This is a genomic window from Streptomyces sp., assembly GCF_036566765.1.
Lineage (GTDB): Bacteria > Actinomycetota > Actinomycetes > Streptomycetales > Streptomycetaceae > Streptomyces.
The window spans coordinates 1-13,619 of record NZ_DATCVQ010000026.1 but is presented as its reverse complement, the minus strand read 5'-3'; the positions used below and the strand labels follow the sequence as shown (position 1 = coordinate 13,619).

The 13,619-nt window shown below is 72.4% G+C and carries 12 protein-coding genes; 6 read left to right on the top strand and 6 right to left on the bottom strand.

What is annotated here, in order from left to right; all coding sequences use genetic code 11:
• Window positions 1-213 precede the first annotated feature (213 nt).
• From VIU94_RS01305 to VIU94_RS01295, 3 genes are all read left to right on the top strand, one after another.
• The gene (locus tag VIU94_RS01305) at window positions 214-459 is read left to right on the top strand and encodes an SCO4848 family membrane protein (RefSeq protein WP_331906575.1); all 246 of its coding nucleotides are present in this window, start codon (window positions 214-216) and stop codon (window positions 457-459) included.
• Window positions 460-471: 12 nt separating this feature from the next.
• A complete protein-coding gene (locus VIU94_RS01300) occupies window positions 472-1,758 on the top strand; it encodes a metallophosphoesterase (RefSeq protein WP_414720863.1) in 1,287 nt (428 codons plus the stop codon).
• Between the two features lie 223 nt (window positions 1,759-1,981).
• The gene (locus VIU94_RS01295; RefSeq protein WP_331906573.1) at window positions 1,982-3,535 is read left to right on the top strand and encodes an ABC transporter substrate-binding protein; all 1,554 of its coding nucleotides are present in this window, start codon (window positions 1,982-1,984) and stop codon (window positions 3,533-3,535) included.
• A gap of 54 nt (window positions 3,536-3,589) precedes the next feature.
• Here VIU94_RS01295 and VIU94_RS01290 read toward each other — a convergent pair whose 3' ends face one another.
• The 3 genes from VIU94_RS01290 to VIU94_RS01280 all read right to left on the bottom strand — a co-directional run bounded on the left by VIU94_RS01290 (window position 3,590) and on the right by VIU94_RS01280 (window position 8,225).
• Entirely contained in the window at window positions 3,590-4,342 is a 753-nt protein-coding gene (locus VIU94_RS01290; protein ID WP_331906571.1) for a TetR/AcrR family transcriptional regulator, read from the bottom strand.
• Window positions 4,343-4,431: 89 nt separating this feature from the next.
• Window positions 4,432-6,951: a DUF4132 domain-containing protein gene (locus VIU94_RS01285; RefSeq protein WP_331906569.1), complete on the bottom strand. Its 2,520-nt coding sequence runs from the start codon at window positions 6,949-6,951 to the stop codon at window positions 4,432-4,434.
• A 38-nt stretch (window positions 6,952-6,989) separates the two neighbouring features.
• Window positions 6,990-8,225: an MFS transporter gene (locus VIU94_RS01280; RefSeq protein ID WP_331906567.1), complete on the bottom strand. Its 1,236-nt coding sequence runs from the start codon at window positions 8,223-8,225 to the stop codon at window positions 6,990-6,992.
• A gap of 101 nt (window positions 8,226-8,326) precedes the next feature.
• Between VIU94_RS01280 and VIU94_RS01275 the strand changes: the two genes are divergently transcribed.
• Genes VIU94_RS01275 through VIU94_RS01265 form a run of 3 tightly spaced genes read left to right on the top strand, consistent with a single transcriptional unit; the run spans window position 8,327 to window position 11,394 of the window.
• The gene (locus VIU94_RS01275; protein ID WP_331906565.1) at window positions 8,327-8,875 is read left to right on the top strand and encodes a MarR family winged helix-turn-helix transcriptional regulator; all 549 of its coding nucleotides are present in this window, start codon (window positions 8,327-8,329) and stop codon (window positions 8,873-8,875) included.
• A 49-nt stretch (window positions 8,876-8,924) separates the two neighbouring features.
• A complete protein-coding gene (locus VIU94_RS01270; RefSeq protein ID WP_331906563.1) occupies window positions 8,925-9,221 on the top strand; it encodes a hypothetical protein in 297 nt (98 codons plus the stop codon).
• A 4-nt stretch (window positions 9,222-9,225) separates the two neighbouring features.
• Window positions 9,226-11,394 (top strand): DUF4132 domain-containing protein, encoded by a 2,169-nt coding sequence (locus tag VIU94_RS01265; protein ID WP_331906561.1) that lies wholly within the window; start codon window positions 9,226-9,228, stop codon window positions 11,392-11,394.
• Here the strand turns inward: VIU94_RS01265 and VIU94_RS01260 are convergent.
• The 3 genes from VIU94_RS01260 to VIU94_RS01250 form a co-directional block, all read right to left on the bottom strand.
• On the bottom strand, window positions 11,351-12,445 hold the full coding sequence (locus VIU94_RS01260; protein ID WP_331906559.1) for a serine hydrolase domain-containing protein: 1,095 nt from the start codon (window positions 12,443-12,445) through the stop codon (window positions 11,351-11,353). The genes VIU94_RS01265 and VIU94_RS01260 overlap by 44 nt on opposite strands.
• A 78-nt stretch (window positions 12,446-12,523) precedes the next feature.
• Window positions 12,524-13,078, bottom strand: coding sequence for a hypothetical protein (locus VIU94_RS01255; protein WP_331906557.1), 555 nt, complete (start codon window positions 13,076-13,078; stop codon window positions 12,524-12,526).
• A 90-nt stretch (window positions 13,079-13,168) separates the two neighbouring features.
• The coding region (locus tag VIU94_RS01250) for a succinate dehydrogenase/fumarate reductase iron-sulfur protein (RefSeq protein ID WP_331906555.1) at window positions 13,169-13,619 on the bottom strand (451 nt) is incomplete at its 5' end.

Here is a 13,619-nt window from a genome sequence, read left to right as displayed (position 1 = left end):
GCCACCGGCCGCGCGAGCGCGGGTCCGGCGGTGATCAGCGGAAGCAGGACGGCGAGGGCGGCAGCCGTGGTGACCGTCACAGCGGCCTTCTTCGAAGCAGACACGGACGAGAACGTACACGCGGACCTCGGCGTTCCGTACCCCGCACATTCCCTTCGAGCCGTTCGTCCACCCGGACGCGGGCGGCCGGACGGGGCCGGTGATACTGGGGCCATGAAGCTCAGCCGGTCCGTCTCCTGGTTCCTGCTCGCGTTCGGCGTGTGGAGCTGGTTCATCTGGATCACTTTCGTCAAGAACCTGTGGAACGACGGGAGCGGTCTCGCCTTCGACGACGCGGGCGAACCGACGGCGTACTTCTGGGTTCATCTGCTGCTCGCCATCACGTCCTTTGTCTTGGGGACGGTGATCGGTGTGATCGGGTTGCGTGGCGTGCGCGCGTCGCGCACCACACACGGATAGGAGTGCCGGGGCGTGCTGCTCGTTGTGCTGGTGATGATCGTGGTCGTGGCCCTGCTCGCCGGGGTCCACTGGTACGTGTGGCGGCGCCTGGTACGCGACGTGACGGCGCCGGGCGGGCTCGCGCGGCGGCTGGGGACGGTCGCCGCGGTCGCGCTGCCGCTGCTGTCGTTCGCGGCGCTCTCCTCGGGACGCGCGGACGCGCCGTTCTGGCTCCAGCAGACGGTCGCCTGGCCCGGCTACCTGTGGCTGGCGGTGCTGCTGTACGTGACCCTGGCGCTGCTGGTCGGCGAGCTGGTCCGGCCGGTGCTGCGCCGGGTCCTGGCGAAGCGTGAGACCCCGGCGTTGGAGCCGGCGCCCGAGCCCGTGCCCGAGACCGTGCCGGTCACGGCGCCCGGGAGCGGCGCGCTGCTGACCGAGGAGGCCGGCCCCGAGCCGGCGCCCGCCCAGCCCGCCGGCTCCACCCCGAGCGGCGAGTTCACCCGGCGGCTCTTCGTCTCCCGCGTGGTCGGCGGGGCCGCGGCCGCCGCGGCCGTGGGGACCGTCGGGTACGGCACGTACGGGGTGCTGCGCGGGCCGAGCGTGAAGCGGGTCACCGTGCCGCTGGCCAAGCTGCCGCGCGCCGTCCACGGGTACCGGATCGCGGTCGTCTCCGACATCCACCTCGGGCCGATCCTCGGCCGCGCGCACTCCCAGCGGATCGTCGACGCGATCAACTCCACCCAGCCCGACCTGATCGCCGTCGTCGGCGACCTCGTCGACGGCAGCGTGGAGAACCTGGGCCCGGCCGCCGAGCCGCTGGCGCGGCTGCAGGCCCGGCACGGCTCCTTCTTCGTCACCGGCAACCACGAGTACTTCTCCGGCGCGGACGCCTGGGTGGACCACGTCCGCGAGCTCGGTCTGCACCCGCTGCGGAACTCCCGTGTGGAGATCGACGGCTTCGACCTCGCGGGCGTCGACGACGTCGCCGGCGAGAACGAGGGCCAGGGCCCGGACTTCGTCCGCGCGCTCGGCGACCGCGACCGGTCCCGCGCCGCCGTCCTCCTCGCCCACCAGCCGGTGGTCATCCACGACGCGGTGAAGCACGGCGTCGACCTGCAGCTGTCCGGCCACACCCACGGCGGCCAGATGTGGCCCGGCAACCTGATCGCGGACCGGGCCAACCCGACCCTCGCCGGTCTGGAGCGGTACGGCGACACCCAGCTGTACGTGTCCCGCGGCGCGGGCGCCTGGGGCCCGCCGGTGCGGGTCGGCGCGCCCTCCGACATCACCGTCGTGCAGCTCGCCTCGAAGCAGGCGTGACCGACCGCTCGGCGACCTCCGTGCGACGGCGAGGTGACGGTCCGCTAAGTGACCGATCAGTACGGTTCTGGCCCGGCAAATCTCATATCGCGGACATATGCGTGTGTGGTGAAGGTTTCCTCTTCCGCTTGTGAAACCGGTGTGATGGGATGAGCGCCATCGCGACAAAAGGCTTAGGGGGCCGTCGCGACAGGGGTGGGCTCGAACTGAAGGAAGCACGGCAATGCGGTCGATCCGTCTGCGGATCCTCATCACGTGCGGCGCCCTGGTGGCGGCGGGAGTCGGGGGCTGGCAGCTGCTGCCCTCCGACGAAGAACGGAAGGACCCGATCACCGTCGGCACGACCGACGAGGTGACCTCGCTGGACCCGGCCGGGGCGTACGACGCCGGCTCCTGGGCCATGTACAGCAACGTCTACCAGTCGCTGCTGACCTTCAAGTCGGGCTTCACCACGCCCGTCCCGGACGCGGCGCGCAGCTGCAAGTTCATCGGGATGAAGCTCCAGACGTACCAGTGCGAGCTCCGGGACGACCTGACCTTCTCCAACGGCCGGAAGATCACCGGCGAGGACGTCAAGTACTCCTTCGAGCGGATGCTCGGCATCAAGACGGACGTCGGTCCGCAGCCGCTGTTCCCGATGCTGAAGTCGGTCGTCGCCGAGGGGCAGACGGTCACCTTCAACCTGAGCGGCCGGGACGCGACGTTCCCGCAGAAGCTCGCGACCGGCGCGGGCTCGATCGTGGACCGGACGCAGTACCCGACCAGGTTGCTGCGCGGGGGCATCCGCGTGGACGGTTCGGGCCCGTACGTCCTCAAGGAGTACGAGCCGGGCGTGCGCGCCCGCCTGGAGCCGAACCCGAAGTACAAGGGCGCGATCTCCAACACCGGCGGCGCGGTCGTGATCAAGTACTTCAAGGAGTCGGAGCAGCTCGCGGAGGCGTGGAAGGCCAAGGAGGTCGACGTCACGCACCGGCAGCTGCCGCCGCAGCTGGTGTCGACGCTGGACGACACCAAGGACGACATCCGGCTCACCGAGGCGGAGAGCCCGGAGATCCGGAACCTCAACTTCAATGTGCGGCCCGGCTCGCAGATGGCCGACAAGGCGGTCCGCAGGGCCGTCGCGGCGGTCCTGGACCGCCCGGAGATGGTGACGAAGGTCTTCCACGGCACGGTCGAGCCGCTCTACTCGCTGGTCCCGCAGGGCTTCACCGGCCACAACACCGCGTTCTTCGACGCGTATCCCCAGCCGAACCCGAAGACGGCGAAGGAGCTGCTGAAGGACGCGGACGTCGAGACGCCGGTGAAGTTCACCCTCGGCTTCCGCAAGGACGCCACCTACGCGGCCGAGGCCGCCGAGTTGAAGCGCCAGCTGGAGGCGAGCAAGCTCTTCGAGGTGAAGGTCGTCCAGGCCGAGTGGACGGACTTCCAGAAGGCCTACGCGGGCGGCAAGTACGACGCGTACACGGTCGGCTGGCTGCCCGACTTCCCGGACTCCGACAGCTTCACCGCCCCGCTGGTCGGCACCGACAACACGCTGCACAACGGCTTCTCCAACCGGCGCATCGACCAGCTGATCGCCTCCACCCAGCAGTACGGCGACCGGGCCCGCTCGGCCGAGGACTTCAAGGCGATCCAGACGGAGGTCGCCAAGGAGGTCCCGCTGATCCCGCTGTGGCAGAAGAAGGACTACGTCCTGTCGACGCAGGACGTCGCGGGCTCCCAGTACCTCTCGGACGGCACGGGCATCTGGCGCCTGTGGGAACTGGGCTGGATCTAGGACCCGTCGCCGAGTCCGGGAACGCGTCGCCGGGTCGAGGACGCGTCGCCCGGCCTAGGACGCGTCCGGCTGCGCGGACTTCTTGGCGCGGGTCGGCTTGCCCGAGGCGGCCATGCCCGCGGCGGTGGGCATGAAGTCGGCCAGCAGGTCGTGGGTCTCCTTGACCAGCGGGCGCAGGATGCGGAAGCGGGACAGGGAGATCGCGCGGGCGGTGACCGGCGCGAGCCGCTCCACCAGGCGCCGGCTGTTGGCGGCGCCCTCGGAGCGGTCGTACACCCAGAACAGGACAAGGCCCATCTGCTGCAGCCAGAGCAACTGCGGCAGGGGCTCGGCCAGTTCGGGGTCGACCTTCACGGCCGCGCCGGAGATGACCTTGCGGTGGACCTCGATCGCGGCCTCGCGCGGGCCCTCCGACTCGGGGGAGAAGGGGCTGAGCGGGCTGTCCGGGTCGGCGGCGTTCTTGAAGAACTGGGCCGCGAACTCGTGGTACGGCTCGGCGATGTCGAGCCAGCCGATCAGGACCCCGCGGATGCGCGCCGTGAGGTCCTTCTCGTCGCCCTCCAGGATGTCCCGCACGGCCGCCTGGTGCTCCTCGGCGATCCGGTCGTAGAACCCCTGGACCAGGTGCTCCTTGGAGGAGAAGTAGTAGTACGCGTTGCCGACGGAGACGCCGGCCTCCTGGGCGATGGCCCGCATCGTCGTCTTGTCGTAGCCGCGCTCCTTGAACAGCCGGAGCGCGGTCTCGAGGATGAGGGTGCGGGTCTGCTCGCTCTTGGGGGCCTTCGCCGGGGCCTTCTCTTCCGTCACAGTGCCCGAGCCTAGCCCGGCGCGCCGGGCAGATCGCACCGCCCGCCGCCGCAGGGCGGCGGTTCGACGCCCTCGCGTTCCTCGCCGGGTCAGCGCCCCGTGCGCAGCTGGGCGGTGATCGTGCGGTCGGTGATCCCTGCGTCGTCGGCGAGCAGGAAGGCCTTCGACAGGATCACCGACAGCAGTCCGCCGTCCTCCTCGAACGGCAGGAAGACCTTGTCGCCCCGGCTGCCCCCGGCCCCCTGCTTCGGGACGATGCACAGATAGGCGTCGTTCGGCTCCATCAGGATGTTGCCCGAGCCCAGATGGATCTTGTACGTGCCCCGGTCGCCCCGGACCCGCAGGAAGCGGTCGGTCAGCTCGACCCGGTCGGCTATCCGGGTCCGCGGCAGGAGCCGGGCCAGGGACTCCCTGCGGACCCTTCCGGACGCGCTCAGCTCGCCGAAGGCGTACGACTGCCAGTACGCGCCGTACGCCCGGTCCACGCCGCGGTCCTCCCAGTCGGGGTCCGCGCCGATCGAGGCCACCCCGGTGAACAGGTCCACGTCCCGCAGCGCCTCGGACAGCACCAGTGCCGGCGCCTCGGCGAGCGCGGCGAGCTCCCAGGCCCCGCGCGGCCCGGCCGAGGCCGCGCGGCGCTCGATCCGCACCTGGTCCGTGGAGCACAGCACGGCGACCCCGTTGCTCGCCGCGCCCTCGTCGACCAGCTCGACGAAGAACCGGGCGCGCCAGAACACGCCCTCACAGAGCGGGAGTTCTCCGGGCCGGGGCAGCTCCTTGACCATCTCGGAGGAGTAGCCCTCGCTGAAGTACCCCAGGTGGTTCCCGGTCCAGCCGCGCTCGGCCATCAGCGAGCGGGCCTGGCCGTAGCGCAGGATGTGCCCGGCGAAGCGGTTCGAGTACGTGCCCGTCGTCACCTCGGCCGGGGTGAGCGGGTACACCTCACGGAAGACCTGCTTGAACGGCTGGCGCAGCTCGCGCGCGGTCAGCTCGTCACGCCACTCGGCCACTTCGTCGGCCTCGGCCCGCAGCGGATGCCACAGCCGCAGCCGGCCCCCCGGCCCGACCGGGCGCGCGGTGCCGTCCGCGCCGGCCAGCGCCCAGCCGCCGCCGGTCCGCTCCGGCAGCCCGGCCGTCCAGTGCCCGTCGTCCGAGTCGGCGGCGGTCACCTCCCACAGCAGCGCGCGCGTGACGGCGCCGGTGACCGGGTGGTCGACGTAGTACCGCTCCCAGTCCTCCGCCGCCCAGGTCGTGCCGGCCGCCAGATGCTCCTCCAGACGGGCCCGCTCGCCCGCGAGCAGCGACTTCAGCTCCTTCAGGGAGCCCCGGAGCTCCTTCAGCGGCCTGGCGTGCTCCTCCCGCAGCGCCTTGGGCGCGGACTTCAGCGCCTTGCCCTGCGGCCCCTGGAAGGCCAGCGCGGCCACGCCGGGCGACTGCGCCGACAGCACCGCCGTGTACGCCCCGAGCGGCTCCTCCCGCACCCCGCGCGGGTCGAGCCCGTGGTCCGGCACCCCACGCTCGCGGAGCATCGACGGGGTGAGGCCGGCCCGCCCGGAGACGGCCTCCACGGCCTTGGCGAGGCCCTTGAGGACCGTCCGGTTCTTCACGGCGCGCTTGACCCGGCCCAGCCACTGGACGGCCTGCTCGCCGTGCGGCCCGTCGAACTCGCCGAGGACGGCGACGGCGCTGGTGGTCAGCGGCTGGTTGCGGCAGTAACCGCCCGAACCGCCCACCCCGGTCCCCGCGTTGATCGCGACCGCGCCGATCAGCGGGGCCGCCCAGTCGGCGTCCAGGTCGAGCGCCGCCCACAGCAGCCCGCGCACCAGGCAGGTGTTCGTGTCGCCCGCGACGCCCCAGCCGCTCATGCCCCACGGGTTGAGGTCCGTGTACTTGTGCTCGGGCTGAGCGGCGATCCCCTCCAGAAGCCGCCGCACCAGCTCCGAGCCGGCCTCGGTCTCCGCGAGGAGCGCCGAGGCCCGTCTGCGCCAGGCCTTGGTGGCGCGGACCTGCCCCACCTGGAGGCAGTGCGCGAGGAACGCGGCGGCGCCCCGCCCGGCCAGCAGCTCCGGATGCGCGGCCCGCATCGCCGGCCCGTACTCGTCCAGCGCGTCCAGGACATGGCGGGGCAGCCCGTCCGCCCCGATCCGGGGCTCGCGGGCCAGCAGGGCGGCGAGCCGCCGCTTCAGCGGTGCGTACGCGTCGCTCTGGAAGTAGTGCAGGTCCTCGGCCATCCCGCGCAGCACGCGCAGTCGGGGCCGGTCGAAGTCCTCGGCCTGCTCGGCCGCCGTCAGTGCGAGGGTGGCCAGGGTCAGGAACTCCTCCCGGAGTTCGTACGGCGAGACCTCGGCGTCCATGCCCAGCAGCCGCGCGAGCAGCAGATCGGACTCCTCCGTCGTCCAGCCCAGCTCCTGCTCCGACAGCGCTGTCAGCGCCCGCGCCACGACGGGCTCCGGCACCCGGCACATGCGCCGGTGCAGATGCAGCGCGCCCGCCCGCCGCCCCGCAACGTCGAGCGTCGCCAGCAGTGCGCCGACCCGCCCGCGGTCCTCCGCGAGGTCCGCCTCGACGGCCTCGTCCAGCCTGCTCTCCAGGCCCGTGCTCCCCACCATGCGTACGAAGGTAGGGGACTGCACCGACAACCCGGGCTTCAGCCCTTGAAGTTTCGTACGCCCGGCACCAGCGCCGTCCCCAGGCAGCAGCCGCCGACCACCACCGCGGCCGCGAGCAGCGGGACTTCGGGCCCCCACGCGGAGGCGGCGAGCGGGGCCAGGACGTAGCCGAGCGGCATGGCGGCGAGTGAGAGCAGCCAGTCGTACGAGGTGACGCGGGCCAGCGCGCCGGCGGGCACGGCCCGTTGGACGGCGGTCTGCCAGACGGGGGAGAGGAACCCGAGCCCGGCCTGGGCGATCCCGTACGCGGCGACGGTCACCGGCGCCGGCGCGGGCAGGGCCAGCAGCACCAGCGGCAGCGCGTACGTGGCGAGGCCCAGGTTGGCGACGAGGACGGGGCGTCGGGGGCGGGCGCGGTGCGCGAGCAGCGAGCCGAGCAGCAGGCCGATCGCGCCGGCCTGTAGGAACACCACCCAGGTCGTGGCGCCGCCGAGCTGTGAGACGGCGACCGCCGGGCCGAGGGTCATCAGGACGGCCGCGGCCCCGTTCCACGCGCTGTGGCCGATCAGGCTGGTCCAGTACCAGCTGCGGGACCTGACCTCCTGCCAGCCCTCGCGGAGGTCGGCGCGCAGCGAGCTCTGGGGGATCGGCACGCGCTCGACGCGGACGGCGGCGAGCAGCGCGGCGCTGACGGCGAAGGTGGCCGCGTCCAGCACGAACGCCCAGCCGGGGCCGACGGTCAGCACCAGCGTGCCGGCGAGCAGCGGGCCGCCGAGGCGGGTGGCGCTCTGGGCGATGCCCAGGGCGGCGTTGGCGTGGTGCAGGGACGCGGCCGCGACCGTGCCCTTGACCAGGGGCGCGCCGGTCGGCATGGCGAACGCCCCGGCCGCGCCGCCGACGACCTCGGCGGCGGCGATGAGCCAGATGGCAGGCGTGCCGCTCAGCAGCTGGGCGGCGACCACGAGTTGGGTCGCGCAGCGGACGAGGTCGGTGGTGAGGGCGATCGTCCGGGCGTCGAACCGGTCGCCGGCCACGCCGCCAAGCGGCAGCAGAAGCAGCTTGGGGACCATCGCGCAGGCGAGGACGAGGGCGAGCGCCGAGGTGGAACCGGTGGCCTCCAGGACCGCCAGGGCGAGCGCGGCGGGGATGGCGGCGTCGCCGAGGAGGGAGAGCGTGCGGCCGGCGAAGAGCAGTCGGAAGGGGCGCGTACGGAGCGGGTGGGGGAGGGGCCGGGGGGCGGGTGCGACGGAGACGTCGCCGGGAGCGGGAGGCATGATCCCAAGGCTATTTCGGTGTCGAATTATTCGTCAACGAAGTATTCGGCAACGAAATATTCGGAGGCGAAGGACCTCGGAGATCGACGTACGATCGACCCATGGAGCCGACGGAACCCCCGCCCCCGCCCGCGGAACCGCCGCGGCGCGACTGGACCGACGAGCACGTGGCGCGATGGCAGCCGGTGCTGCCCGGCCTCGACCCGGTGGTCGAGGGCGCGGTCACCCGCATGAAGAAGCTCTCGGTGCACCTGCGCCGGGTGCGCGAGCAGTCGCTCGTCGACTTCGACCTGGAGCGCCACGAGTTCGACACCCTGCACAAGCTGGCAGGCCGGGGCGGCAGCGCCGCGCCTTCCGAGCTCGCCCAGGACCTCGACCTCGCGCCGGCCTCCGTCACCGGCCGGCTCGACGCCCTGGAGAAGCGCGGCTTCGTCCGCCGCACCCAGTCCACGACCGACCGCCGCCGGGTCGTCGTCGAGCTCACCGCCTCCGGCCGCGAGACCTGGCTCGGCGCGATGGACGTCCTCGGCCACGAGGAGTACCGGCTGCTCGGCGTCCTCGACGAGGACGAGCTCAACCGGCTCAACGACATGCTCCGCCGGATCATGCTCGTCGCGGAGGAGGGCGTAGTCGAGCACTGGCAGGGCTGAAGCGCCCCGCGTGCGGCCGTTGTCAGACGCCTCTCCTACGCTGCTCCGCATGGCAAAGGTGACCTTCGTCGACGAGACGACGTCCGGGGCGCGGACCGAGGCCGGCGGCCTCTCCGTCGCCGAGGAGCGCCTCGCGCTCCGCGAGCTGATCCGCCGCCGCGTCGAACAGGAGGCCGCGCCGGAGGAGTCCGAGCGCGAGTTCGCCCGCGCGGTGGAGTCGTTCGGCCGCAACGGCTTCCTGGTCCTGGTCGGCGACCGCCAGATCGAGGACCTCGACGAGACGGTGGAACTGGGCCCGGACACCGAGGTCACGTTCCTGAAGCTGGTCCCGCTGGTGGGGGGCTGACGGCATGACGCCCACCGAGGCGCGCGCCCGCATGGCCGAGCTGTCCACCGCGTACGAGTACTACGTCTCCCACGAGCTGGTCACCCTCGCGCGCGGGGAGCTCGACGCCGGACGGGAACTGCCCGGCGGGTTCGTCGCGTTGCTCAGGCGGTGCCAGCGCACCGCCTATCTCTCGGACAAGACCCTCGCCGACATCCTCGGGGGCATCGACGACCCCGTGCTCAGCCCCGGCGAGTCCTGGGCCGAGCAGGCCATGGCCGAGGCCCCGGGCGCTCTGCTCGCCCATCTGCTCACCGCTGCCGCCGCCCGGCCGACCGCCGCCTGGGACAAGGAGGCGCTCGCCCTCGTCGAAGGGAGCCCCGAGACCCTGCGCGAGTCCGCCGTCCGCTGGCTCGGGCTCGTCGGCGCGCCGCGCACCGTCGAGCTGCACGTGCGCGAGGGCTGGACCGACCACAACAAGACCTACGACCCGCACAACGCCGACGCGCTCAAGGGCCTGGCCTGGCTGGTGTCCCTGCTGCCGCCCGACCCGGCCGCCGTACGGGCCCTCGGCCGGCTCGTCGAGGTCTCCCTGCGCAAGGTCCCCGGCATCGGCCCGCACAGCCCCAAGGTCGCCAACGCGGCCGTGCTCGCCCTCGCCCGCATCGACCACGAGGCCGCCCTCGGCGAGCTCGCCCGGCTCTCTGCGAAGGTCACCTACAAGGGCACCCTCAAGCAGCTCACCGCCGCCCTCGACGCCAAGGCGGCCGAACTCGGCGTCGGCCGCGCCGAGATCGAGGAGCTGGCGGTCCCCGCGTACGGGCTCACCGGAGTCGGCCGCCGCGAGATCCGCCTCGGCGACGCCCACGGGCTCCTGGAGGTGCACGGCGCCAAGGCCCGGCTCACCTGGAGCAACGCCAAGGGCAAGCAGGTCGCGACCGTGCCCGCCGAGGTCCGCCGCGACCACGCCGACGCGCTCAAGGAGCTCAAGGCGTCCGTCAAGGACATCGAGAGGATGCTCGGCGCGCAGAGCGAGCGCCTGGACCGGCAGTTCCTCGCCCGCCGCAGCTGGGACTTCCGGACCTGGCGCGAGCGCGTCCTCGACCACCCCCTGGTCGGCGCCCTCGCCCGCCGGCTGATCTGGGCCGTCGGCGGCGAGACCCCCGTGCTCTTCGACGGGACCGACCTGCGCACCCTCCAGGGCGACCCGGTGTGCGTGGGGCCCGCCGCGACCGTCACCCTCTGGCACCCGGTGGGCCGCCCCGCCGAGGAGGTCCTCGCCTGCCGGGAGCGGCTCGAACGGCAGGGCGTCACCCAGCCGTTCAAGCAGGCCCACCGCGAGGTGTACCCGCTGACCGACGCCGAGCGCGCCACCGCCGTCTACTCCAACCGCTTCGCCGGGCACGTCCTGCGCCAGTACCAGCTCAACGCCCTCGCCGTGCAGCGCGGCTGGACGGCGAAGCTGCGGCTCTGCGTCGACGACTCCTACCCGCCGCTCCACCGCGAGCTGCCCGAGTGGGGCCTGCGCGCCGAGTACTGGGTCGAGGGCGCCGGCGGCGACCAGGACGGCGACCTGACCGGCTCGTACGCCTACGCCCAGGTCACCACCGACCAGGTCCGCTTCCACCCGCTGGACTCCGCGCACAACTGGGCGCACGCGGGCGGCGGCCGGTACACGACGGCCTCCGAGCCGATACCCCTGGAGCAGGTCCCGGAGCAGGTGCTCTCCGAAGTCCTGCGGGACGTCGACCTGTTCGTCGGTGTGGCCAGCGTCGGCAACGACCCGACCTGGCAGGACGGCGGCCCGGGCGGCCGGCACCGCGACTACTGGGAGCGCTACGGCTTCGGCGAGCTGTCGCGCAGCGCCGAGACCCGCCGGGAGCTGCTCGCCCGCCTCGTGCCCCGGCTCGCGATCGGCGAGCGCTGCACGGTCGAAGGCCGGTTCCTGCACGTGCGCGGCGACGCGCACACGTACAAGATCCACCTCGGCTCGGGCAACGTGCTGATCGCTCCGTACGACCAGTACCTGTGCATCGTCCCGAAGAGCGCCGCGAAGGCGACGGACGCGGCCGGGCCGCTGCCCTACGAGGGCGACGGCATGCTCGCGATCGTCCTGAGCAAGGCCATGCTGCTCGCCGACGACACCGCGATCACCGACCCGACGATCCTGAGTCAGCTGCCTCGGACCCCTTGAAGGCCGCCTGGGCGATCCGCATCACGCGCTCCGTCTCCCGGTCGGCGTCCTTGCCGGTCGGGAGCGTGGAGTACACCACGACCCGGCCCAGGTCGGCGGTGACGAACACGCCGCTCGTGTGGCCGCGGTTGGTGCCCGTCTTGCCCCAGACGACCGGTCCGCCGTCCGGCAGGCGGGTCGTCATCAGTCCGCCGTAGCTGAACCTCGCGCCCGGAACCTCCGGCAGGGCGCGCAACAACCCCTGCTCGGCCGGCCGCAGCAGTCCGCCGCGCATCAGCGTGGTCATGAAGCGCCGCAGGTCCGAGGCGCGGGAGACCATCCCGCCCTCGGCCCAGGCCCAGTCGTCGGCCGGCAGCGAGGTGTGCCGCAGACCGAGCGGGCGCAGGATCCGGTCGCGCAGCTCCTCGGTGTACGTCCGGCCGGTGACCTTCTCCACGACGAGACCGGCGATGAAGTAGTTGATGCCGTTGTACTGGACGGCTGTGCCCGGGGCGGTCGGCGTGCCGCAGGAGACCGCGGACGTGACGACCTCCACCGGCGTGCCGGGCCGGACGCACTGCGGCTTCTGCAGTCCGCTGGTGTGGCTGAGCAACTGCCCGACGGTGATCGGCGCGTACGACTCCGGCAGCAGCCCGGGGAGCAGCTCCTGGACGCTGTCGTCCAGGGAGAGCCGTCCCTCGCCGACGAGTTGGAGCACGAGGGTCGAGGTGAAGAGCTTGGTGACGCTTCCGATGGCGAATTCGGAGTCCACCGGGTCCGTCCACGCGCCCGCGGTCCCGCTCCACCGCCCGTCCCGGCCGGTCACCTGGACCATCGCGCCCCGGACGTAGTCGTCGGGCAGCCCGGAGAGCGCCGCGCGCAGCGCCTCCGCGTCCACCCGGCCGTAGCGGGCGGCCGACACCGCGGCGGACCCGGCCACCGCGGCGGACCCGGCCACCGCGGCGGGCTCGGCCGCCACCGCGGGAACGGTCGCCCCCGTCACTCCGAGGAGGGCGAGGCCCGTCACCGCGGCGAGTGCCCAACGGGGCTTTCTGATCCGTGAGTTCGTCATGGATCAAGCCTCTGGGCGGGCGGCGGGACGGACCATCGGGGAGATCCCTGGGCCGCCCCTGAGGGAGCCCCTACATGATCAGATGCTCAGCGTCCGGGCGTAGTTGATCTGCCCGAGCACCCAGTAGAAGGTGTCCGGCGTGGTCGCCGGGATCACCGTGGAGTGGTGCCGGCCGCCGCTGGTCACCGTGACCTGGACATAGCCCGTGGTCTGCTTCTCCTTCATCAGCAGGAACAGCAGCCCCAGCAGGCAGAACACGAAGAAGATCACGGCGAGCACGATCGCGACCGGCGGGATCCGCTCCTCGACCCGCGACATGTCCGTCGCGTTCCACACCGCGCCCTTGAGCGGCATCGGGCCGGCGGGGGTGATGATCTGGTCGCCGACGATCGCGATGTCGCCGAGGCTCAGCGTCGGGGCGGCGCCGGGCGGCGCGATCGACGGGTACGCGGGAGGGAAGGCGGGCAGTCCCGGCGTCGGCGGGGTCTGCGGGTAGCCGTAGCCGGGCAGTCCTGGCGTCGCGGGGTTCTGCGGGTAGCCGTAGCCGGGCGCGCCCGGCCGCTGATCCGGCCCCCACTGATATCCGGGGTCCGACTTGGAAGGGTCCGACTGATAGGGGTTCGGTTCGCTCATCGATTCCCGCTCTCCACCGCGCAACAGCGCAAAGGCCCGCACCTGCACGCCGAAGCGTACAGAATGCGGGCCTTTGCGAGTGACGAACGGTCAGAAGCGACGCGTGATCAGCGCGCGCTTCACTTCCTGGATCGCCTTGGTGACCTCGATGCCACGCGGGCAGGCGTCCGTGCAGTTGAACGTGGTGCGGCAACGCCACACGCCGTCCTTGTCGTTGAGGATCTCCAGGCGCTGCTCCCCGGCCTCGTCACGCGAGTCGAAGATGAAGCGGTGCGCGTTGACGATGGCGGCCGGACCGAAGTACTGGCCGTCGTTCCAGAAGACCGGGCAGGACGACGTGCACGCCGCGCACAGGATGCACTTGGTCGTGTCGTCGAAGCGCTCGCGGTCCTCGGCGGTCTGGAGGCGCTCACGCGTCGGCTCGTTCGTGTCCTTCGTGATGAGGAAGGGCATGACGTCGCGGTACGCCTGGAAGAACGGCTCCATGTCGACCACGAGGTCCTTCAGAACGGTCAGACCCTTTATGGCCTCGACCGTGATC